A 22,572-nucleotide genomic window follows, 5' to 3' on the forward strand; every position below is an offset into this window, starting at 1 on the left:
AGCAAAAATTATTGGAAACACATATGGATATAAGAGAAGAATATTTAAATTTTTTTAAATCAAAAGGACATGATATAACCCCTAGTGCACCGTTAGTACCTGATGATGCGAGCTTGCTTTTTACTAATGCTGGAATGGTACCTTTTAAAAGCATTTTTACAGGAGAAATTCCTCGTCCAAATCCTCCAAGAAAAACAAGTTGTCAAACCTGTATCAGAGCAGGAGGTAAACATAATGATCTAGACAATGTTGGGTACACAGCACGTCACCATACTTTTTTTGAAATGCTTGGAAATTTTAGTTTTGGAGATTATTTTAAAGAACAAGCTATTGCTTATGCTTGGGAATTTGTAACTGAAATTTTAAAACTACCTAAAGATAAACTTTATGTTACTGTGCATGAAAATGATGATGAAGCCTTTAATATGTGGTTAAAACACATAGAAAAAGAAAGAATTTACAAATTCGGCGATAAAGATAATTTTTGGCAAATGGGCGATACTGGTCCTTGTGGTCCTTGTAGTGAAATTTTTTATGATCAAGGTGCAGAATATTTTAATAGTGATGAAGATTATATGGGTGGAGATGGAGATAGGTTCTTAGAAATTTGGAATCTTGTTTTTATGCAATATGAAAGAAGTGCTGATGGAAAGCTCACTCCTTTGCCAAAACCAAGTATTGATACAGGTATGGGTCTAGAAAGAGTTGTTGCCATCAAAGAAGGAAAATTTAGCAATTTTGATAGCTCACTTTTTATGCCTATCATTGAAGAAATAGCAAAACTTTGCGACAAAACTTATATTTATGAAAATGGAGCAAGTTATAGAGTAATAGCTGATCATATAAGATCAAGCGTTTTTTTATTAGTTCAAGGTACAAGCTTTGATAAAGAAGGTAGAGGTTATGTTCTAAGAAGAATTCTAAGAAGAGCTTTGAGACATGGTTATTTATTAGGACTTAAAAAACCTTTTATGTATAAATTGGTTGATATTGTATGTGATTTAATGGGTAAACACTATACTTATCTAAATGAAAAGAAAGATTTTATTAAAGAACAGATTTATCTTGAGGAAGAAAGATTTTTAAGCACTATTGAAAATGGTATCCACATTTTTAATGAAGAATTAAAAAATACTAAAGATACTTTTAGCGGAGAAGTCGCATTTAAACTCTATGATACCTATGGCTTTCCGCTTGATTTAACCGCTGACATGTTAAGAGAAAAAAATATTGTAATTGATGAAGCCAAATTTGAAGCATTAATGCAAGAACAAAAGCTTAGAGCAAAAGCTTCTTGGAAAGGAAGTGGAGATAAAGCTGTCAATGGAGATTTCAAAATACTACTTGAAAAATTTGGCACCAATACCTTTAGTGGTTATGAAAATTATGAAGAAAGGACTAAAATTTTAGCTATTTTAGATGAAAATTTTAAGATTATAACTCATGCTAAAGCAAATGAAAATGTGTGGATAATGTTAGAAAAAACTCCATTTTATGCTACTAGCGGGGGTCAAAATGGCGATAATGGTTCAATCAATGATAATGAAGTTCTAAATACACAAAAATTCTTTGATATTAATTTATCTCTAACTAAATTAGTTCAAGATATTAAAGAAAATGAAGAAGTTATTGCTTGTATAGATACAACCAAAAGAGAACAAACTGCAAGACACCATAGCGCTACGCATTTATTGCACCATGCTTTAAGAGTAATTTTAGGCCCACATATTACACAAGCTGGCTCTTTAGTGGAGCATAATAAATTGCGTTTTGATTTTACCCATGCAAAAGCTTTAAGTAAAGAAGAATTGACACAAATTCAAAATCTAGTTAATGACTATATAGCAAAAGCAGTGGAAGCTAAGATTGAAATTTTAGATTTAGATGAAGCTAAACAAAGTGGTGCTATTGCTTTATTTAGTGAAAAATATAGTGATAAAGTAAGAGTACTCACTCTTGGAGAAAGCAAAGAACTTTGTGGTGGAACGCATGTTAAAAATAGTGCAGAAATTGGAAGTTTTTATATCGTAAAAGAAAGTGGAGTAAGTGCTGGAATAAGAAGAATAGAAGCAGTTGTAAGCAAAGCAGCTAATTTATATGCTAACACTCTTTTTGAAGAATTAAATCATATAAAAGAAACACTTAAAACCAATGATATTTTAAATGCTTTTAATAAATTAAAAAGTGAGAATCAAGCCTTAAAAAATGAAATAAAAAATTCAAATAAATTAGATTTAAAACATGAAATAATTAACGATACAGCTATAAGCATTGCACAAATTCAAAATGCTGACTTAAAAAGCTTAGTTGATGATTTTAAGAATAAATTTGAAAAAAGTGTCATTTTGCTTTTACAAGAAAAAGATAATAAAGTACTTATCGTAGCAGGCTCTAAGAATACACCTATTAAAGCCGGTAGTTTAGTAAAAGAAATTGCTATTATATTAGATGGCAATGGAGGCGGAAGAGATGATTTTGCTACCGCTGGGGGTAAAGATATAAGTAAAATCGAACAAGCATTAAAAAAGGCTAAAGAAATTATAAAAGGAAAATTAAATTAATGCTTTATCTCGCATCAAGCTCAACCTCTAGAGCTAATTTACTTAAAGAAGCAGGTATTAACTTTGAACAAATCTTTTTTAATTATGATGAAAATATTAAAGAAGAATCGCCATATTTGTATACACAAAAAGTTGTTTTAGAAAAACAAAAACAATTTTTTGCTAAACATTCTAATTTTGAAAGTGTTTTATTTGCTGATAGTATTGTTTGTATTGAAAATCAAATTTTAACTAAACCAAAAAATGATGAAGAAGCTCTAAAGATGCTAAATATGCAAAGTGGCAGGAATATTAGCGTAATTAATGCTATGATATTAATACTAAAAAATAAAAAAATTATAAACCTTAGTAAAGGCGATCTGATGTTAGATCATTTTGATAATAATGATATGTTAAATTATATCGATTCAAAGCTTTATCAAAACAAGGCTGGTGGAGTTATGAGTGAAGGTTTTCATAAAAAATATATTAAAAAAATCATAGGAAATCAAAGTACAATCTTAGGCTTAAATATTGAAATTTTGAAAGCATTTTATGATGAAAATAATTAAAATTCTTACTTCTTTATGTATAGTTTGTATTATAGGTATACTAATTTTTGCTGTATACTTATTTTCAGATTCAAACTTAAATCAATACACCTTTAAAGACTACAAACCACCACTCACTACTCAAATTTTTGATAAAAATGGCAAGTTAATAGCTAATGTTTTTGATGAGCATCGTTTTTATGCTCCTTATGAAGAACTTCCCCCAAGATTAATAGAAGCCTTGGTTGCTATAGAAGATACAAGCTTCTTTGAGCATAATGGAGTTAATGTAGATGCCATTATTAGAGCTGCTATTAAAATTATTGGTAGCGGTGGTAAAACTGTAGAAGGAGCATCTACTTTAACCCAACAATTTATAAAAAACACAGAATTAACATCAGAAAGAACACTTAGTAGAAAACTAAAAGAAGCAATACTTGCATACAAAATAGAACACACACTTAGCAAAGAACAAATATTAGAAAGATATTTAAATTTTATTTTTCTAGGACATGGATATTATGGAGTTAAAACTGCTGCTTTAGGATATTTTAGAAAAAATTTAGATGAACTAAGTCTAAAAGAAATAGCTATTTTAGTTGGTATGCCAAAAGCACCAAGTGCTTATGATCCTACAAAACATTTAGATTTATCTCTAGCTAGAGCCAATAGTGTAATACAAAGAATGTATAATCTTGGATGGATTTCCAGCGAAGAATATGCCAATGCATTAAATGAAATTCCAAAAGTTTACGATGATACCCTAACACAAAATTCAGCACCTTATGTTACTCAAGAAGTATTAAAACAACTAAGCGGTATAAAAGATTTAAAAAGTGGAGGTTACAAAATTGAATTAACTATAGATCTTGATGTGCAAAACCTAGCAAGAGAATCTTTAAAATTTGGCTATGATGAAATAGTAAGGCGTGATAAAGATGCAAATTTAAGTACATTAAATGGCGCTATGATAGTCGCAAATCATCAAACTGGTGATATTTTAGCTTTAATTGGAGGAGTAAATTATACAAAAAGTAATTTTAATCGTGCTACGCAAAGCTTAAGACAACCTGGAAGTTCCTTTAAACCATTTTTATATCAAATAGCTATTGATATGGGATATTCTCCTATGAGTAAGGTTGCAGATATTTCAAGAATTTTCGAAAGCAATAATAAAAATGAAAAAGACTGGAAGCCTAAAAATTATGGCGGTAATTTTCAAGGGCTAATCACTTTAAAAGACGCATTAACAGGTTCAAGAAATCTAGCTACTATTAATCTTGCCTTATCTTTGGGGCTTGATGTAATACATGATAAGCTAAGCAATATGGGATTTAATAATATTCCCGTTGATCTTTCTATAGTTTTAGGAAGTTTTGGAATTTCTATTTATGATTATGCTGAACTCTACACTGTTTTTGGAAACTACGGTGTACAAAAGGAACTTATTTTAATAAAAAGAGTATTAGATAAAGATGGTAAAGTTGTAGTGGAATTTAATTCTAACGAAAAAAGGATAAGTGATCCAGCGCAAGCTTTTTTAGTTAATGATATGATGCAAAATGTTGTCAAAGAAGGAACTGGAAAAAATGCAAAAGTTAAAGATATAGAAATAGCTGGAAAAACAGGTACTTCAAATAAAAGTATTGATGCTTGGTTTTGCGGCATAACTCCAGAAATAGAAGCAATTATTTGGTATGGTAATGATGATAACAAGCCTATGAGACAAATAGAAGGTGGCGCAAGAACTGCGGCTCCAGTTTTTAAAGATTTTTTAACTAAATATCTAGAACTTTATCCTGATAGCGCTAGAAAATTTAAAATTCCAAATGGAGTTTTTCAAGGATTTTTTGAAAAAAGTAAGGAATACTATACCCAAACTTCTCCTTTTCCTAAACGAAATTCCACTCTTTTAGAAAACAATGAAATAATTTTCTAAAATATTTTTTATAAACTAATAAAATTTCTTTTTTATTTTCCTTTATATGATTTAATTTTTAAAAATTATATAAAGGATTGTTATGAAAATCACTCCAGAAAATTTATACAACAAAAGACGTCATTTTTTAAAACTCGGAGCAGGGGCTCTATTAGGAACAAGTCTAATGCAATCTAAACTTATGGCTTTAAATTTCACCCCTAGTCAAAATTTAGAAAAATTAAAAATTAGCGATGAAAAAAATGTTACAAATTATGTAAATTTTTATGAATTTTCTACCAATAAAAAAAAGGCTGTTGAACTAGCTAAAAATTTTAATACCAACAATTGGAAAATAGAAATAAACGGAGAGGTTGAAAAACCTTTAATTTTAACCATGGAAGATTTATTATCTTTTCCTCTAGAAGAAAGAATTTATAGATTTCGTTGCGTAGAGACTTGGTCTATGGTGGTACCTTGGATTGGATTTGAATTAAGAGCTTTAATCGAAAAATGCAAAGTTACAAGCAATGCTAAATTTATAAAATTTACTACTCTTTTTGATAAAAATCAATTTGCCGATCAAGCTTCATTTTTCCCAACTCTTGAATATCCTTATGTGGAAGCTTTAAGATTAGATGAAGCAATGCATCCTTTGACTTTAATGGCTGTGGGTATGTATAAAAAACCTCTATTAGGACAAAACGGGGCTCCGATTCGTTTGGTGGTACCTTGGAAATATGGGTTTAAAAGTATTAAATCCATAGTGAAAATAGAATTTACAAAAGAGCAGCCTCAAACAACTTGGGAATTAGCAAACCCTAAAGAATATGGTTTTTATGCTAATGTCAACCCTGATGTTTCTCATCCAAGATGGTCTCAGGCTAACGAACGACCTTTAGGAGAATTTTTTACTCAACCAACCTTGATGTTTAATGGTTATACTAAAGAAGTGGCTCATTTATACGCAAATATGGATTTAAAGGTTAATTTTTAATGAAATCAAAGCAAATGAATTTAATTATTTTTGCATTATTTTGCTTTAGTATTATTTTTAGCACATATCAACTTTTGGGCGAATTTGATATAGTCAAAGCGGTATATTTTTACAGTGGTTTATGCAGCTTAATCTTTTTTGCTTCAAGTTTATTCTTTTCTTTATACAAATTTAAAATTACCAAAGATTACCCTAAATTTTTAGGGTTTTACGCGTTTTTTTGGGCTTTAATACATTTTCTAAATTATTTTATTTTTACAAAAAATTTCAATATTTTCGTTTTTTTAAAAGATACTTTTAGTAAAAATTTAGAATTTAGTGGGTTTTTATCTTTTTTAATACTCACTTTAATGTTTATTAGTTCTTTTAAATTTTTTAGAAAACTTAGTAAAATTAGAAAATTTGGATATATTTGTTTTACAATCACCGCTTGGCATTATTTTATATCTGCAAAAATTCCTCAATTACCGCATTTTTTATTTTTAACTATAGCCATTATTTTTTTATCAATCAAATTTTTTAAAGTAATTAAAAAGAAAAAATAATCAACATTAAGATTTTTGTAATGATATATTCCTTAAAATAAGACTTTTTATATCTTAATTTTAAGGAAAAATAACTTATGGAAAGAAGAGATTTTTTAAACGGAATGGCACTTGGCATTGTTGCTGGTATGACTCCACTGCAAGTTCTTTACGGAAAAGAAGCTAAAATTGATGATTTTACTAAAGAATACTATCCACCTAAATGGCTTGGCTTAAGAGGTAGCAATAATGCAAGTTATGAATTTGCACATATATTAAGAGATGGACAAAAATTTGATTTTAGTGCTTTAAAACTTAAACAAGAATACGATCTAGTGGTAGTAGGTGCTGGCATAAGTGGTTTGGCAGCTGCCTGTTTTTATCAAGATAAATTTGGAAAAGATAAAAAAATTTTAATTCTTGATAATCATGATGATTTTGGAGGGCACGCAAGAAGAAATGAAATAGAATTAGAAAGTGGAACTATTTTAAGCTACGGCGGAAGCGAAACTTTCCAGTCTCCAAATGCATTATATTCTAAAGAAGTAGTGGATTTGTTATCTTCTATAGGTGTTAATATTGATGAACTTGCTAAACGCTTTGATGTAGATTTCTATCCTGATTTAAAACTTAGCAGAGGAGTATATTTTGCTAAATCTGAATTTGGAGTCGATAAAGTTGTTAATGGTAACCCTAGAAAAGTAATTTGTGATGATATACCAGATGGAAAGCACAATGGAAAAAGCATAGAAGATTTTATAGCAGATTTTCCATTAAACGAAAAAGACAAAAAAGATTTAATTTCTTTATTTAAAAGCGAAAAAGATTATTTAAAAGGTATGACCAAAGCACAAAGAGATGAATACGTAGATAAAACAAGCTATAAAAAATTCTTGGAAGAAAAAGTAAAACTTTCACCTCAAGCTATAAAATTTTTTGAAGGTATGACTGATGATTTTTTAGCCTTAGGAATTGATGCAGTATCTTGCTCAGATGCAAGAACTTCATTCTTACCTGGATTTGATAAACTTGGACTTGATCCTATCGAAGGCGAAGCTTTAGCTGAGATGGAAGAGCCTTATATTCACCATTGTGCTGATGGCAATGCAACTGTTGCTAGATTGATGGTAAAAAAATTAATCCCAGAAGTATCTAAAAAAGGTAAAGATATGGACGAGATTACTTTAGCTCATTTTGATTATTCTAAACTTGATTTAGCTAAAAATAAAGTCCGCTTAAGATTAAATAGCACAGTAATTAATGTAGAAAATATCAAAGATGGAGCATTGGTAACTTATATAAATAAAGGTAAAAACTATAGAGTAAAAGCCAAAAAAGTTATTATGGCAAATTATAATAGTATGATACCTTATATAATACCAACACTCCCTGCTGACCAAAAAGAAGCTTTAAGTAAAAATGTAAAAACTTCACTTTTACATACAAATGTTATTATTAGCAACTGGGAGCCATTTATAAAACTTGGAGTTCACGAAATTTATTCTCCAAAAATGCCTTATGCTAGAACAAAACTAGACTATCCAGTGGACATGGGTGGTTATCATCATCCAAGAGATCCAAAAAAACCTATTTGTGTGCATATGGTTTGTTCTCCATTAGTATTTGCTTCTATGCAAGGAATTGATCTTGATGGTTTAGATGCAAGAGATAGAGCTAGAGTTGGTAGAAATTTATTATTTACAATGACTTTTGAAGATCATGAAAAAATTATACGCGATCAACTCCAAGGTATGCTAGGTTCTGCTGGATTTAATCATAAAAAAGATATTCAAGCTATTGTTGTAAATCGTTGGGGTCATTGCTATTCATATGGAGAAAATAGTCTTTTTGATGATAGCGATGAAGTTGAAAAAACAATCGAACTTGCAAGAAAACCTTTTGGGAATATCACCATAGCAAATTCAGATTCTGAATGGTCAGCATATATGCACTCAGCTATAGATCAAGCATATCGCGCTGTTAATGAATTGTAATTACTTCAAGCTCCTATTTAAAAGGAGCTTGGAAAAAATTAATCATCATTTTTGATGCTTACATAAATTAAAGTCAAAAACATATAAGTTACTAATCTATTAGCATCAGACAGGCCATTTTATATTTTCTCATCCACATACCAAACCATTCTACAGCTACCACTTGAAAACCAAAAAACCAAAGCAAACAGCAACAAGCTAAGACGATAATTCCAATTTTTTAGATTTATAAAATTTTTGCATCTAAATTTCTAGTTTTAAACATATCTAAAGCACCTTTAAAAGCTGTCAACATAATAAAGGCTTCAAAACAAATGATAAAAATGTAAGCACTGTGATGCATGGGGTTTAAAATCGCTATATAAACTATAGTATTGCCAAATATTCAGGCTTAGAAATTATAATCAGTTATATTACCAAAAACAACAATAGATAGTTGTTAAAGAAGCTATTGTAAGCAAAATAGCTATTTTAGAACATCTTATAATGTTTATTATCGAAAAATCGCAGTTGCAATTTATCTAATAACTCCTTCTATGTTAATTTAATATTAGTTTAATTTAATTAATATTAAATATTTAACGTATTCTGAGCGAATTTAATATGACAGTTATGGAACTAAAGCACATAGCTAAAGCTGCCAAATGAGGACTTAAGCTAATAAAAGAAACAAATCCAGCGGCTATTGGAATACAAAGAATATTATAAATAAAAGCCCAAAATAAATTTAGTTTTATAATATTTCGAGTTTTTTTAGAAAGTTTAAAACAATAATCAATCAACATTAAATCATCTTTTATCAAAATAAAATCACCACTTTTTTTAGCTAAATTACTTGCTTTAGAAAAACTAATACTAGCGCTAGACAAAATCAATGCTGGTGCATCGTTGATACCATCACCTACAAAAAGAACCTTTTCTTGTTGTAATCTTTCTTTAATAAAATCTAGTTTTTCTTCTGGATTTAAATTTGCATAATATTCCTTAATACCTAACTCTTTAGCTATTTTAGATACACTTGCTTCATTATCTCCGCTTAATATAATACTTTTTATATTTTTATCCGCTAAATTATTAATCATTTCTTTTGCCATAGGCTTTAATTCATTTGCTAAACAAACTCCACCTAAACAAATTTTATTTTTTACAAAATAAAGAGTTGTTGGAGCTTGCTGTTTAAATTCTCTTAAAAATTCTTTACTTTTACTGATGTCAATATTTTTATATTTAAAAAATTTTTCATTTGCTATAAAATATTCATCATCATTTTCTATATAGGACAAACCATTTCCAATCATAACACTTAGCTTACCTGTTAAATTTAAATTTGTATTTAAATTCTTAGATATAGCTTGAGCTATGGGATGTGAGCTTAATTTTTCAATCTGAGCTAATTTTTCAAAATCATTTGAAGATAAGTTGTGTCGATATACACTCAACTCATCTTTTGTTAAAGTTCCTGTTTTATCAAAAATAGCCAATTTAATCGAATATAAATTTTCTAAAATAGCAGGATTTTTCACTAAGATAGAATTTTTTGCTCCATTGGATAAAGCACTGATTATTGCTATAGGGGTTGCAAGACCTAAAGCACACGGGCAAGAAATCAAAAGCGTAGCACAAGCATGCAAAAAGGCTACATTTATTCCCTGTGCAAAATACCAAAATACAAAAACACATATAGCTAATAAAATAATAAAAGCTACAAAATATGCTGAAATTTTATTTGCTAAATTCGTTAATGGAGTTTTTATGCTCCCTGCCTTAGATACTAAATTTTTAATCTGCTCTAAAGAACTTTCTATAGATTTTTTACTTGCTCTAATTTTTAAATTTCCATTAAGCAAAATACTGCCTGCTAGAATTTCATCACCTTCTTTTTTTATAAGAGGCAAAAATTCCCCTGTCAAAAAGCTTACATCTACTTCAGCTTCTCCATTTACCACAAAGCCATCAGCGACAACACTCTCACCTTCTTTTACCATAATCAAATCATTTTTTTTTACAAAAGAACTGGAAATTTCTTTTACACTACCATCTTCTAAAATAATGTGTGCATATTTTACATCTATGCTTTTTAATTTATTTTGATATTCTAAGGATTTAAATTTGGCATTTTCCTCTAAGTATTTACCTAAAAGTATAAAACTTATAATCATAGCCCCACTACTAAAATATAAATAACCATCTTTGCTGAAGATTTCTACATACACCAAAAAAGAATACACAAAAGATACTAAAGCTCCAAGCGAAACTAAAGTATTCATATCTAAATTTTTATGCCACAATCCTTTAATCGCGTGAGAAAAGAAGCTTTTTCCACAATAAAAAATGGCTACAAATGATAAAGCTAATTGCACAAAACTTGAAAGAGTATTTTGAATAAACATTTCAAAATACATTATGATAGCGCTTAAAATCATGCTCAAAAAAAACATATTTTTAAGTTTTTTCAATTGTGAAATTTTATAAAGCTGTAAATTTTGTTCATCTTCTAAAATTTCAAATCCTAGAGCCTTAATTTTCTCTTCAATTTTATTTTTGAGATTTTCATTTTCTACCAAAAAAACACCGCTCGAATTTAAATAAGAAACACTAACATCTTTCACCCCGTCAATTTTAGAGCAAACTTTTTCTATAGCATTAGAGCAATTTACACAAGTCATATTTGCTATTTTAAATTTTAATTCAGTCATTTTCTAAAACTTCAAAACCTAAATCTTTTAATTGGTCTTTAAAATTTTGAATTTGATTATCTTGTAAATCAATATTAATCGTTTTATTCTCAATATCAATTTGCATAGGACCAAACTCATCTTCTAAAGAAGCTTTAATTAAATTCACACAACTTTGGCAATTAATATTTTTTGTTTTTATTTGCATATTTTTCCTTTTTTAAGAATTTAAAAGCACCATAGCTACCAAAACAACAACGATACCAGCTAAACCTATTTTATTTAATTTTTCTTTGTATAAAATCCATCCTCCAAGGCAAGTTCCTATAATACCAACTGCACCCCAAGTTGAGTAAGCTATACTCAAAGGTACGTATTCTAAACTAAAAGATAAAATGAAAAAAGCCATAATGGCGCAAATAATAGCACTAAAACCCCATTTTTTATATTTAAAACTTTCAGATTTTTTAAGCAATAAATTAGCAGCAATATCAAGTAAAGCAGATAAAATAATCATCAATAAGTATATTTTCATTCTTCTTTTACCTCACCAACATTAATCATCACTATGCCAACAATAGATAAAACAATTCCTAACATCTGCAGATTTGTTAGAGTCTCTTTAAACAATAAAAAAGAAATTAAAAGAATCAAAATCATTCCTAAAAGTTCCCATACAGCATACGCAATACCAATTTGAATTTTTTTGATCGCAAGACCCATAAAATAATACGAACAAGCTATAAAAAGAGCCATAAAAAAATAAGCAAAAATTTTATTTTCCATTTTTAAAAAACTTGTGCCTATTACTTCAAAAACAATAGCTCCAATCAAAAATAACCATGCGATTAAAACTTCCTTTTTCGCATTCATTGACGTCCTTATATATTTTGATTTTTATGTTGATATTGAGAATACAATTTAATATTTGTTTATTTTATCTTACAATTCTTTAAAATCAAATTTAGACTTATTAGTTTATACTTTTACGTTTAAATTATTCAAGAAAGAGAGAATTTATGGGAAGAGCGTTTGAATACCGCAGAGCCTCTAAAGAAGCAAGATGGGATAAAATGAGCAAACTTTTTCCAAAACTTGCCAAAGCTATACAAGTAGCAGCCAAGGAAGGTGGAACTGATCCTGATATGAATCCTAAGCTTCGTAGTGCCATAGCTACTGCAAAAGCTAATAATATGCCAAAAGATAATATTGATGCGGCCATAAAAAGAGCTAGCGGTAAAGATGGTGCAGATATTAAAAATATACACTATGAAGGAAAAGCAGCACATGGAGCTTTAATTATAGTTGAATGTATGAGCGACAATCCTACCCGAACTGTAGCAAATGTTAAGGCAATTTTTAGCAAAAATGGTGGAGAAATTTTACAAAATGGTTCTTTAACTTTTATGTTTTCTTATAAGGCTGTTTTTCATTTAGAAAAATTTGAGGGAGACTTAGAAGAGCTTGAACTTGAGCTTATTGATTTTGGACTTGAACAACTAGAACAAAACAAAGAAGAATTGTTAATTATCGGAGATTATACTGCTTTTGGTGAATTAAGTAATGTTATAGAAAAAAAAGGTTTAGTGCTAAAAAAAGCAGGTTTAGAATACCTTGCTAATAATCCAGTAACTTTCAGCGAAGAACAATTGCTTGACATAGAAAAACTACTTGATAAATTAGATGATGATGATGATGTTCAAGCAGTTTATACTAATATAGAATAAGGAAAAATATGCTAAAAAAAATTGACACTCAAAATGCTAATAATTATAACTATGCTATTATAAGTACTGATAAAGGTGATATGACTTTAAAATTGTTTCCTGATGAAGCACCACAAACTGTTTGCAACTTTGCAAATTTAGCAAATGAAGAATTTTATAACGGACTAAGTTTTCATCGAGTTATACCAAATTTTGTTATACAAGGTGGTTGTCCTTATGGTACAGGCACGGGTGGACCAGGATATGAAATTGAGTGCGAATGTGACAATCAAAAACATAAGCACTTAAGAGGAAGCTTATCTATGGCACACGCAGGAAGAGACACAGGCGGATCTCAATTTTTCATCTGCCATAGTTCACAAGCCCATCTCGATGGAGTTCATACCGTATTTGGACAAATTGACGAAAATGACAAAGAAAGTTTAAAAGTTTTAGATAGCATTAAAGCTGAGGATAAAATTAAAATTATTAAAATCTTAAAAAGCAAATAAATATTTCTCCTTAAATTCAAGGAGAAAATACTCGTTTTACTCTTAAATTATCTAAAAATTTAAAATACTAAATTAAACTTCTCAAAACTAAATTAGGAATATAAATGCTTGAAGATCTTATAAATTTTTTATTAACACTCGCAAAAGATTGGGGTTATTTAGGAATAATTTTTTTAATGTTTATTGAAAGCTCTTTTTTTCCTTTTCCTAGTGAAATAGTAATGATTCCTGCAGGGTACCTAGCACAACAAAATGAATTAAACTTCTTCATTTGCCTTTTTTGTGGAATTTTCGGAGCACTTTTAGGAGCGTTATTTAACTATTATCTTTGTTATTTTTTAGGGCGAAATATAGTTTTAAAAATATGTAGATATTTTGGAATTAATGAAGAAAAATTTAACAAATTTGAATTTTTTTTCAATAAACACGGAGAAATTTCAACATTCACGGGTAGATTGATCCCTGGCTTACGTCAGTATATTTCACTTCCTGCTGGACTTGCAAGAATGAATTTGAGTAAATTCATATTATATACAAGTTTAGGAGCTGGAATTTGGTGCTTAATTTTACTTATATTGGGATATGTTTTAGGTCAAAATGAAAATTTATTAAAAGAATACCTACACTTAGTTGTAATCTCTTGTATTATTTTTGTATGTTTTGTAATATTAATTTATATTCTTATAAGAAAGAAAAATCAATAAAATATTGATTTTTTACTTAATTTTATTTTGATACAATTAATCAATAAAACAAAATTAGAGGAAAAATGTATAAACCAAATATTCAAGAATTAACAGACTTTTTAATATCATATATTACCATTTTTTTAAGTGCTGGTACTTATACTGCAAGAGTTGCAAAATGTGTAAGTAGAATAGCTGATGCTTACAATTATGAAATAAATATGAATTTTTTCTTCCATCATACCGCAATCAATATTTATGATAGAGAAAATAACTCTATTCAAAGAACTTTTATTGTCCCTAATGAACATAAACATATTAATTTCACACTTATTCTAGAATTGAGTGCATTAAGCTGGAAAATTTATGATAATAAATATAATCTAAGTCAAGCTAAAATTTTATTCTACAAAATAACCCAAGTTAAAAAAGGCTCAGTATTTTTGAATATTTTTCTAGTTTCTAGTGCAAATTCCGCATTTTGCAAACTTTTTGGTGGTGATATTTATGGATGCGGTTTTGTTTTTATTGCTACATTAGTTGGGCTAAACTTAAGATTTATTCTCACTAAAATCAAAATTGATTTAAGATTTCAATATATTATATGCTCTTTTGTTTCTTCACTAATAGTTTTTTTGGGAGTTGATCTAAATCTTATCAAAGAATCAAATGTGGCGCTTGGATCTAGTATTTTATATCTCATACCAGGAGTTTATTTTATAAATTCTATAATAGATATTTTAAAAAATCATATTTTAATGGGTTTTAGTCGCATTATTAGCGTAGCGATACTGATTTGTTGTATTGCTATTGGAATTTATACAACTTTAAGTATTAATAACTTTGGAATTTTACAATGATTGATTATTCATCTATACTTTGGGATATGCTTTTTGCAGCTATTACAGGATTTGGTTTTGCATATGCATGCAATCCTCCATTAAAAACTCTTTTTTTATCTGCTCTTTTGGCTGCTATTGCCCATAGTTTGCGTTTTACTTTAATAAATTATTTTGGATTCGAAACTTTAGCCATATCAACATTTATCGCATCTTTTGCTATAGGTTGCATTGGACTTTTTTTAGCTAAAATTTTTAAAACTCCTGCAGAAATCATAGCTTTTCCAGCACTCATTCCGATGATACCCGGAATTTATGCATACAAAGCGATATTATATCTTATATCCTTCATAAGGACCGATGAAATCAAATTAAAAACAGAATTTCTAATACAATTTTTCGATTATTTTTTTACAACTCTTTCTGTAACTTTAGCCTTAGCAGTAGGAGTTAGTGTGACTTTGCTTTTGTTTTTTGAGCAAAGTTTTATGATGACAAGAAATATAAAAAATCATGATCAAGATCAATCATGATTCATTTTATTTTTTGCTTCAATTCCCATCAACATAAAAGCAGTTTTTATACTCAAAGCACAGATTGCGAAAAGTTTTAATAATTCATCTTCATTTTTAGAACCAACTACTTTATTTTCATTATAAAATTTATGAAAAAGTGTTGCTAAATTTTTTAAATAATCTGGAATTTTTTGCAATGCCCTATTCTCAAATGCGTCTTTTAAAACAGCTTTTAAATTTAAGCTTTCAAATAAAAGATTCATACCTTCTTCGTTTAATGTATTAAATTCAATATCAACAACATCTTCTATTGATTTATTAGCCTTAGCAAAAACTTGATGAATCCTAGCATGCGCATAATTTATATAAAATATAGGATTAGAACTATCTTCTTTTGTAAATTCATCTATATCAAATTCTAAATGCGTATCACATTTTTTACTAAGAAAAATATATCTAAGCGCATCGCTGCCAAGCTCCTCTAAAACATCACTCATTAATATAAAATTACCAGCTCTTTTGCTCATTTTGTATGGTTCACCATTTTTTAATAATGAAACCATTTGTGCTAAAATAATCTCTAAATTATTGCTGTTAAAACCTAAAAAATCCATAGCAGCTTTTACTCTAGCTATATATCCGTGGTGATCAGCACCCCAAATATTGATACATCTTGTATATGGACGACTCATTTTATCTTTATGATAAACTATATCAGCAGCTAGGTAAGTACCTTTCCCATCATCTTTTAAAATTACTCGATCTTTTTCATCACCCTTAGCAGTAGATGCAAGCCAAATTTTTCCATCTTTTTCGTAAATCCCACCATGTTTTTTTAGACTTTCTAGGGTATTTTCCAAATCTTTATAATAACTAGTTTCACTTACATAAGAATCAATATAAATATTTGCATCAGCTAAATTTTGTTTTATTAATTCAAGCATTCTATCTTTGGCCCATATTGCAAGATTTAAAATATTTTCCTCGATAAAAAATTCTGTACCAAATTTACCAAATGCTTCATAAGCAAGATCAATAATATACTCACCTTTATAATACTCTTGAGGATAAACTACATCTTCTTTTAAACAATATTCTTTAACGATAAGTAAAATTGACAATCCTAAAAGATAAATTTGATTGCCCGCATCATTCACATAATATTCAGTATCAAATTTATATCCCAAATGCCTTGCAAGCCTTGCTAAGGTATCACCAAAAATCGCGCCTCTTGCATGTCCTATATGCAATGGACCTGTTGGATTTGCACTAACATACTCAAGCAAAAAACTTTCTTCTTTTTTTTCATCTCTTGCGAAGTTGTTAGGATCTTTCAAGGCTTTATTAGCTAAAGTATTTAAAAAATCTTTAGAAAGCTTAAAATTTACATATCCATTAACCACTTCAACACTATCAAAACACTCACATTTTTGTAACTTTAAAGCTATATCTTTTGCAATCAACATAGGATTTTGTTTTAATTCTTTGGCTAGAGAAAATGCCAACGGAGTTGCAAAATGTGCTAGATTTTTATTTTTAGGATTTTCTAAAATAAAATCCATTCCTATCTTTTCTTTAATTATTTCATAAATTAAAGTTTTCAATTTTTACCTTTTATGCTTTTTTTATTTCGTCATTTTCTTTTACAAAATCATTTTTATCATTCGTTTTCTCAATTTTTTGAGTATCATCTTGAACTATTTTCTTATCATCTTCGGTATTCATTTCATCCTTAAAAGTTTTAATTCCCTTACCTAAACCCTTTGCAAGTTCAGGTATTTTCTTAGCACCAAAAAGTAATACTACTATAAGAAGTATAATTAACCATTGGGTTCCACTTGGCATATGCATATTTATTCTCCTTTATTCCATTGATTTATAATTTCTTTTAAATTATACTTTTGACTTTTTATTTTAGATACTTCAAATACTGCTTCTAACTGCTTGTAACTTGTTTGAATATCCTCATTAATTATCAAAAAATCATATTGATCTAAGAATTCCATTTCTTTACTAGCATTCTCTAGTCTTTTATCAATGTCTTCCATTTTATCAGCATTTCGCTTAAGCAATCTTTTTTCAAGCTCTTTTTTACTTTTAGTTGTAACAAAAACTGAAGTGATAAAATGTGACATTTTTTCTTTTGCTATACAAAAACCTTGTACATCAATATCAAAAATAACACTTTTTCCTTCTTGCAATGCTTGCTTTATAGGAACCAAAGAAGTGCCATAATAGTTTTTATGTACTAAAGCCCATTCTAAAAATTCTCCATTTTCTATACCTTGTTTAAATTCATTCTCGCTAATAAAAAAATAATCAATACCATTTTTTTCACCTTTTCTTGGCATTCTGGTAGTACTTGATACAGAAAAATAAATATCTTTTTTTTCTTCAAAAAGTTTTTTCAATAAAGTGCTCTTACCTGCTCCACTTGGTCCTGATATAATTAAAATTTGACCACTCAATGTTTATTCTCATCAAAACTTATATTTATATTTATACTCATATTCATACCTTTTAATGCTGCTTTTAAGGTATCATCTGTAATGCTCGAAGTAATGGTTTGTGCAATACTTTTACTTAGCTCATTGACCATTTCTTCACTTTGTTCCTTCATTAAAGATTTATCACATACAATATGATCAACTGTATCATCAATATTATCACTTATTGATTGTTCAGAAATATTTTCACCTAAAGCTTCTTTAATGTCTTTTTCATTTAAAGAATAAAAGTCATATTCTTGTTCCATATTTTTACCCATATTATTTTTTTCTACCATTTCATCATTAGTTGTATTAAATTCTTCATCCAATTCATCAATAGCAGCAAGCTCTTCTTTAATTTTATCTTGAGTGCTAATTTCATCTTCTAAAACAAATTCATCATTTTGCAATTTATCTTGTTGTTCCAAGATTTCTTCTACATGAGGCTGTTCATCGTGTAAATTTTCAAAGTTTATATCATCATTTTCACCAATAAATTTAGCATCATCTGGAATATCAGTAAAATCGATCTCCTTTTCTCCGACTTCCTCTACAAGAGGTTCTTCTAAATTATTAATATTAAGTAAATCGGCAGGATTTTCTTCTAGATTTTCTTCTAGATTTTCTTCTAGATTTTCTTCTAGATTTTCTTCTAGATTTTCTTCTAGATTTTCTTCTAGATTTTCTTCTAGATTTTCTTCTAGATTTTCTTCTAGATTTTCTTCTAGATTTTCTTCTAGATTTTCTTCTAGATTTTCTTCTAGATTTTCTTCTAGATTTTCTTCTAGATTTTCTTCTAGATTTTCTTCTAGATTTTCTTCTTCATCTAAATTTAGTTCTTCTAATAACTCATCATTTTCAATATCTTTGTCAATATCCATATCATCATTAATTTCTAACAATTCTTCATCTATATTTTCACTATCAATATTTTTAACAACAGCTCTAGTTTCACTAAGTAACTCTATAAAATCAGTTGGTAAAAAAGGTTTATATAAATACTCTATTCCATCCTTTTTTTCTTGATTTCTTGGCAATAAATAAATTAATCGTTCACACTTAGTTGCAAGATAATCAAAATCTACTTCGCTATCGTGATCAACAAGAATAATATCATAATATGAAAGTTCATCATCAATATTAGCAATTTCTTCAAAATCATAACCAAGTTTTTGCACACCCAAACTAACCAACTTAGATACTGCAACATTAGAATTAACAAGCAAAACTTTCATTTGCATCTCCTAAAACTAAAAAAATACTGTTATTTTAAAATATTTTTAATTATTTATTGCTTATATGTTGAAAAATAATAATTCTATATGTTCAAAACCTTTCATAATTAAATTTTTAAAATACTGCATCATTATTAATAAAATTGCTATTAAAACAGCAAAAGACAAAAATATCTTTATGGGATAACCAATAACTAATAAATTAAATTGAGGCATTGTTTTCATCAGCATGCCAAAAATTACATCTGATAATAAAGAAATCGCTAAAATAGGAAAAGCCATAGAAAAACCTAGAACAAAGATATTTACCATAGATTTGTTTAGATATAGCATTAAATTTTCATGAGGATAAAATCCACCCAAATTAATATATTCTAAAGAGTTCGATATAAAAAGCAAAATCAAATGATGCCCATCAAAAGCTAAAAAGCAAAGCAAAGCTAATAAATTTAAAACTTGTGAAATAACTGGTGTATTAACACCTGTAGTTGGGTCAACTATGCTAGCCATAGAAAAACCCATAGTAAAAGATACCTGCTCACCTGCCATTTGCAAAATAGCAAAAACCATTTGTAAGATAAGACCAGCGATCATACCAAATAAAATTTCACTTAAAATAAAAAGTATAAAAAAATTATCTAAAATATTGTTTTCTAATTTTGCTAAAGGAAATAAAAACATTGTTAAAAACAATGTCAAAGTGGTTTTAATGATTAAAGGAATGCTATTGTGTGAAAAAAATGGAAAAAAAACAATCAAACCACTCATTCTCGCAAAAAGTAGCATAAAAGTAATAACATTTTGATCACCAAGATACTTAACAAATTCCATGATTTCCTAAATGATAAACATAATCACACTTTTTTGATAGTTCTTGATCATGTGTCACAAAGACTAATATAGCTTTATTATTTTTTACATAATCAATTAGAATTTCAATCACATTACAAGCATTTTTATAATCTAAATTTCCTGTAGCTTCATCTGCAAAAATAATTTTTGGCTTTTTACTCAAAATTCTTGCAATACTAACTCTTTGTTGTTGTCCACCGCTTAATCTAGTTATTTTTTGCTTCATTAAATGAGCTATATCAAGTTTATATAAAAGTTCATTATCAATCTTTTGTTTACTCAAGATACTAGCAAGTTCTATATTTTCAAAAGCATAAAAACCCTTAAATAAATAATGAGTTTGAAAAATAATTCCAAATTCATTGCGACGAATATTTAACAATTCTTTATCTTGTATATTATATATATCTTTACCTCTATAATAAACATTTCCGTATTGCGGTTTTAATAAGGTAGAAAGTATATGCAAAAGAGTTGATTTACCACACCCACTAGGTCCTTGTATAGCCACACAGTCTTTTGCATATAATGACAAATCAAGATTTTCAAAAAGCGGATAATCAAAACTATGTTTTAAATTTTCCGCTCTTAAAATTTCCATTATTAACTCATCTGAGCAGCAACTTCAGCAGCAAAATCTTCTGTTTTCTTTTCTAAACCTTCTCCAACTTCAAAACGGATAAAGTCTACTATTTTGATGCTTCCATTAAATTCTTTCTCTTTTTCAGCTATAATCTGCTCAATAGTTTTTTTATCATCCATTACATAAAATTGACCCATCAATGTGAGTCTACTATCTAATTGAGAATTATCAGCAATAAAGCTATTCATTTTTCCAGGAATAATGTTATGCCATATTTTTTCAGGTTTTCCTTGCGCTTTAAGCTCAGCTTTAATATTTTCCTCTGCTTCCTTTAAAATACTTTCATTCAACTGTTTTCTACTCGCAAATTTTGGAATTTTATGCTCAGGTTTATTTGGATCTTTTAATCTTCTTCTTTCTTCATTATCTTTTTCTAATTCAGCCACTAAAGCCTTGTATTCATTTTCTACAAATTCCATATCTAAATCTTCATAAGATAGGTAGCTAGGCTTCATGGCAGCTATATGCATACAAAGATGTTTTAAAAATTCACTACACTTTGAGACTGTTGCTTCACTATCACAAGATGCTGCTACAATAACACCTACACGACCATTGGTGTGAATATAACCATTAACTACGCCATTAGCACCGGCTTTTAATGTTGCAAGTCTTCTTACGACCAAATTTTCACCAATAGTTGCAATTTGACTTTTCAAATATTCTTCAAATTTAACTCCATCAATCTCACTTGAATAAAGTTCTTCGATATCTTGAATATTTTTAGTTTGAATATGATTTGTTGTATCTTTAGTTAATGAAATAAATTGTTCATTTTTGGCAACAAAATCTGTTTCAGAATTAATTTCACTTACAGTTGCAATCTTAAAATCATCACTCACTTTTACACTAACAAGACCCTCAGCTGCCAAACGATCAGCTTTTTTTTCAGCCTTTCCTAAACCTTTTTCTCTTAAAAGTTGAACTGCTTTTTCAAAATCTCCATCTGTGTCTTTTAAGGCATTTTTACAATCCATCATACCTGCGCCAGTACTTTCGCGCAATTCCTTTACCATCTGTGCGGTGATTTCAGCCATTATTCTCTATCTCCTTCAAAATCTTCTTCACTCATAGCTTCTTCCAAAATTTCTTTTTTTTCTTCATCGCTAACTGGTGCCTCTTGATCTATAACGTCACCATCTTGATCTCTCAAGGCTTTTCCTTCATTAATAGCTTCAGCCATTTCTTGACAAAAAAGCTGAACCGAACGAATAGCATCATCATTACCTGGAATTGGGAAATCAACTAAGTCAGGATCACAATTTGTATCAAGTGGAGCTACAACAGGGATTTTTAGTCTATTTGCTTCTTGTACAGCAATTTTTTCTTTAACTGTATCAATAACAAAAATCATATCTGGTTGAGTTTTCATATAACGAATACCGCCAAGATACGCTAATAATTTTTCTTTTTTTCTAGTAAGCATCAAAGCTTCTTTTTTTGTTAGAAGCTTAATACTTCCATCTTCTTCCATTTTTTCTATAACTTCTAATTTTCTAATTGATTGACGAATTGTTCCAAAATTTGTCATCATACCGCCAAGCCATCTATGATTTACATATGGCATTCCACATTTTTCAGCATATTCTTTAATTGCTCCGCCTGCTTGTTTTTTTGTTCCAACAAAAAGTATAGTTTTTCCTTCTGCAGCAGCATCACGAACTATATTATAGGTATATCTAAAATATCTTAAGGTTTTCTGTAAATCAATTACATAAATTCCTTTTCTTTCACCAAAAATAAATTTTTTCATTTTTGGATTCCATCTTCTTGTTTGATGTCCAAAATGAACACCACATTCTAATAAATCTCTCATACTAACCATGAGCTTCTCCTTATTAATTTAGCTTTATTCCTCCGCACCCCTTAATTTAAACAAGCTAAAAAGGATTGATG

The 22,572-nt window shown here is 28.7% G+C and carries 24 protein-coding genes; 11 read left to right on the forward strand and 13 right to left on the reverse strand.

The features are described from left to right. The first annotated feature begins 23 nt into the window (after nt 1-23). The 6 genes from alaS to CINS_RS05175 all read left to right on the forward strand — a co-directional run bounded on the left by alaS (nt 24) and on the right by CINS_RS05175 (nt 8,524). The gene (gene alaS, locus CINS_RS05150) at nt 24-2,561 is read left to right on the forward strand and encodes an alanine--tRNA ligase (RefSeq protein WP_039651405.1); all 2,538 of its coding nucleotides are present in this window, start codon (nt 24-26) and stop codon (nt 2,559-2,561) included. After that, nucleotides 2,561-3,112, forward strand: a complete 552-nt coding sequence (gene maf / locus CINS_RS05155; protein ID WP_039650431.1) for a septum formation inhibitor Maf — start codon at nt 2,561-2,563, stop codon at nt 3,110-3,112. The genes alaS and maf overlap by 1 nt, the downstream gene beginning before the upstream one ends. After that, complete coding sequence (locus CINS_RS05160; protein ID WP_039651407.1) at nt 3,099-5,030, forward strand: transglycosylase domain-containing protein; 1,932 nt, start codon at nt 3,099-3,101, stop codon at nt 5,028-5,030. The genes maf and CINS_RS05160 overlap by 14 nt, the downstream gene beginning before the upstream one ends. Before the next feature lie 82 nt (nt 5,031-5,112). Further along, nucleotides 5,113-6,006 (forward strand): protein-methionine-sulfoxide reductase catalytic subunit MsrP, encoded by an 894-nt coding sequence (gene msrP / locus CINS_RS05165; RefSeq protein ID WP_039650433.1) that lies wholly within the window; start codon nt 5,113-5,115, stop codon nt 6,004-6,006. Beyond that, on the forward strand, nt 6,006-6,551 hold the full coding sequence (locus tag CINS_RS05170; protein WP_039650435.1) for a ferric reductase-like transmembrane domain-containing protein: 546 nt from the start codon (nt 6,006-6,008) through the stop codon (nt 6,549-6,551). Before msrP ends, CINS_RS05170 begins: the two co-directional genes overlap by 1 nt. Before the next feature lie 77 nt (nt 6,552-6,628). After that, on the forward strand, nt 6,629-8,524 hold the full coding sequence (locus tag CINS_RS05175) for an NAD(P)/FAD-dependent oxidoreductase (protein ID WP_039650436.1): 1,896 nt from the start codon (nt 6,629-6,631) through the stop codon (nt 8,522-8,524). 91 nt (nt 8,525-8,615) lie between these two features. Here the strand turns inward: CINS_RS05175 and CINS_RS08070 are convergent, their stop codons facing one another. From CINS_RS08070 to CINS_RS05200, 5 genes are all read right to left on the reverse strand, one after another. Continuing rightward, nucleotides 8,616-8,741: a DUF2165 family protein gene (locus CINS_RS08070; RefSeq protein WP_414973614.1), complete on the reverse strand. Its 126-nt coding sequence runs from the start codon at nt 8,739-8,741 to the stop codon at nt 8,616-8,618. Between the two features lie 361 nt (nt 8,742-9,102). Further along, nucleotides 9,103-11,220 (reverse strand): heavy metal translocating P-type ATPase, encoded by a 2,118-nt coding sequence (locus CINS_RS05185; protein ID WP_039650438.1) that lies wholly within the window; start codon nt 11,218-11,220, stop codon nt 9,103-9,105. After that, nucleotides 11,213-11,407, reverse strand: a complete 195-nt coding sequence (locus CINS_RS05190; protein ID WP_039650440.1) for a heavy-metal-associated domain-containing protein — start codon at nt 11,405-11,407, stop codon at nt 11,213-11,215. The genes CINS_RS05185 and CINS_RS05190 overlap by 8 nt, the downstream gene beginning before the upstream one ends. 12 nt (nt 11,408-11,419) lie before the next feature. Further along, nucleotides 11,420-11,728, reverse strand: coding sequence for a DMT family transporter (locus CINS_RS05195; RefSeq protein WP_052252010.1), 309 nt, complete (start codon nt 11,726-11,728; stop codon nt 11,420-11,422). A gap of 2 nt (nt 11,729-11,730) precedes the next feature. Beyond that, complete coding sequence (locus CINS_RS05200; RefSeq protein ID WP_039650444.1) at nt 11,731-12,072, reverse strand: DMT family transporter; 342 nt, start codon at nt 12,070-12,072, stop codon at nt 11,731-11,733. Nucleotides 12,073-12,218: 146 nt separating this feature from the next. Here CINS_RS05200 and CINS_RS05205 point away from each other — a divergent pair, with 146 nt between their 5' ends. From CINS_RS05205 to CINS_RS05225, 5 genes are all read left to right on the forward strand, one after another. Further along, nucleotides 12,219-12,926, forward strand: coding sequence for a YebC/PmpR family DNA-binding transcriptional regulator (locus CINS_RS05205; protein ID WP_039650446.1), 708 nt, complete (start codon nt 12,219-12,221; stop codon nt 12,924-12,926). A gap of 8 nt (nt 12,927-12,934) precedes the next feature. Then, complete coding sequence (locus tag CINS_RS05210; RefSeq protein WP_039650448.1) at nt 12,935-13,417, forward strand: peptidylprolyl isomerase; 483 nt, start codon at nt 12,935-12,937, stop codon at nt 13,415-13,417. Nucleotides 13,418-13,521: 104 nt separating this feature from the next. Then, on the forward strand, nt 13,522-14,121 hold the full coding sequence (locus CINS_RS05215) for a DedA family protein (protein ID WP_039650450.1): 600 nt from the start codon (nt 13,522-13,524) through the stop codon (nt 14,119-14,121). Between the two features lie 65 nt (nt 14,122-14,186). Then, nucleotides 14,187-14,963, forward strand: a complete 777-nt coding sequence (locus CINS_RS05220) for a threonine/serine exporter family protein (protein WP_039650452.1) — start codon at nt 14,187-14,189, stop codon at nt 14,961-14,963. Further along, a complete protein-coding gene (locus CINS_RS05225; protein WP_039650453.1) occupies nt 14,960-15,475 on the forward strand; it encodes a threonine/serine exporter family protein in 516 nt (171 codons plus the stop codon). The genes CINS_RS05220 and CINS_RS05225 overlap by 4 nt, the downstream gene beginning before the upstream one ends. Here the strand turns inward: CINS_RS05225 and argS are convergent. Genes argS through rpsB form a run of 8 tightly spaced genes read right to left on the reverse strand, consistent with a single transcriptional unit; the run spans nt 15,466 to nt 22,501 of the window. Next, nucleotides 15,466-17,061 (reverse strand): arginine--tRNA ligase, encoded by a 1,596-nt coding sequence (argS, locus tag CINS_RS05230; RefSeq protein WP_039650455.1) that lies wholly within the window; start codon nt 17,059-17,061, stop codon nt 15,466-15,468. The genes CINS_RS05225 and argS overlap by 10 nt on opposite strands. A gap of 10 nt (nt 17,062-17,071) precedes the next feature. After that, nucleotides 17,072-17,308, reverse strand: a complete 237-nt coding sequence (locus tag CINS_RS05235; RefSeq protein ID WP_039650457.1) for a twin-arginine translocase TatA/TatE family subunit — start codon at nt 17,306-17,308, stop codon at nt 17,072-17,074. A 2-nt stretch (nt 17,309-17,310) separates the two neighbouring features. Beyond that, nucleotides 17,311-17,925: a deoxyguanylate kinase / guanylate kinase gene (locus CINS_RS05240; protein WP_039650459.1), complete on the reverse strand. Its 615-nt coding sequence runs from the start codon at nt 17,923-17,925 to the stop codon at nt 17,311-17,313. Beyond that, a complete protein-coding gene (locus CINS_RS07865) occupies nt 17,922-19,181 on the reverse strand; it encodes a hypothetical protein (RefSeq protein ID WP_039650461.1) in 1,260 nt (419 codons plus the stop codon). The genes CINS_RS05240 and CINS_RS07865 overlap by 4 nt, the downstream gene beginning before the upstream one ends. Nucleotides 19,182-19,241: 60 nt before the next feature. Then, nucleotides 19,242-20,012, reverse strand: a complete 771-nt coding sequence (gene fliR, locus CINS_RS05250) for a flagellar biosynthetic protein FliR (RefSeq protein ID WP_039650463.1) — start codon at nt 20,010-20,012, stop codon at nt 19,242-19,244. Further along, the gene (locus tag CINS_RS05255) at nt 19,999-20,634 is read right to left on the reverse strand and encodes an ABC transporter ATP-binding protein (RefSeq protein ID WP_039650464.1); all 636 of its coding nucleotides are present in this window, start codon (nt 20,632-20,634) and stop codon (nt 19,999-20,001) included. The genes fliR and CINS_RS05255 overlap by 14 nt, the downstream gene beginning before the upstream one ends. Nucleotides 20,635-20,636: 2 nt before the next feature. Next, on the reverse strand, nt 20,637-21,713 hold the full coding sequence (gene tsf, locus CINS_RS05260) for a translation elongation factor Ts (RefSeq protein WP_039650466.1): 1,077 nt from the start codon (nt 21,711-21,713) through the stop codon (nt 20,637-20,639). Then, a complete protein-coding gene (gene rpsB / locus CINS_RS05265) occupies nt 21,713-22,501 on the reverse strand; it encodes a 30S ribosomal protein S2 (protein WP_039650468.1) in 789 nt (262 codons plus the stop codon). Before rpsB ends, tsf begins: the two co-directional genes overlap by 1 nt. Nucleotides 22,502-22,572: the final 71 nt, after the last annotated feature.

It is taken from the genome of Campylobacter insulaenigrae NCTC 12927, from assembly GCF_000816185.1.
In the GTDB taxonomy this organism is placed as follows: Bacteria; Campylobacterota; Campylobacteria; order Campylobacterales; family Campylobacteraceae; genus Campylobacter_D; species Campylobacter_D insulaenigrae.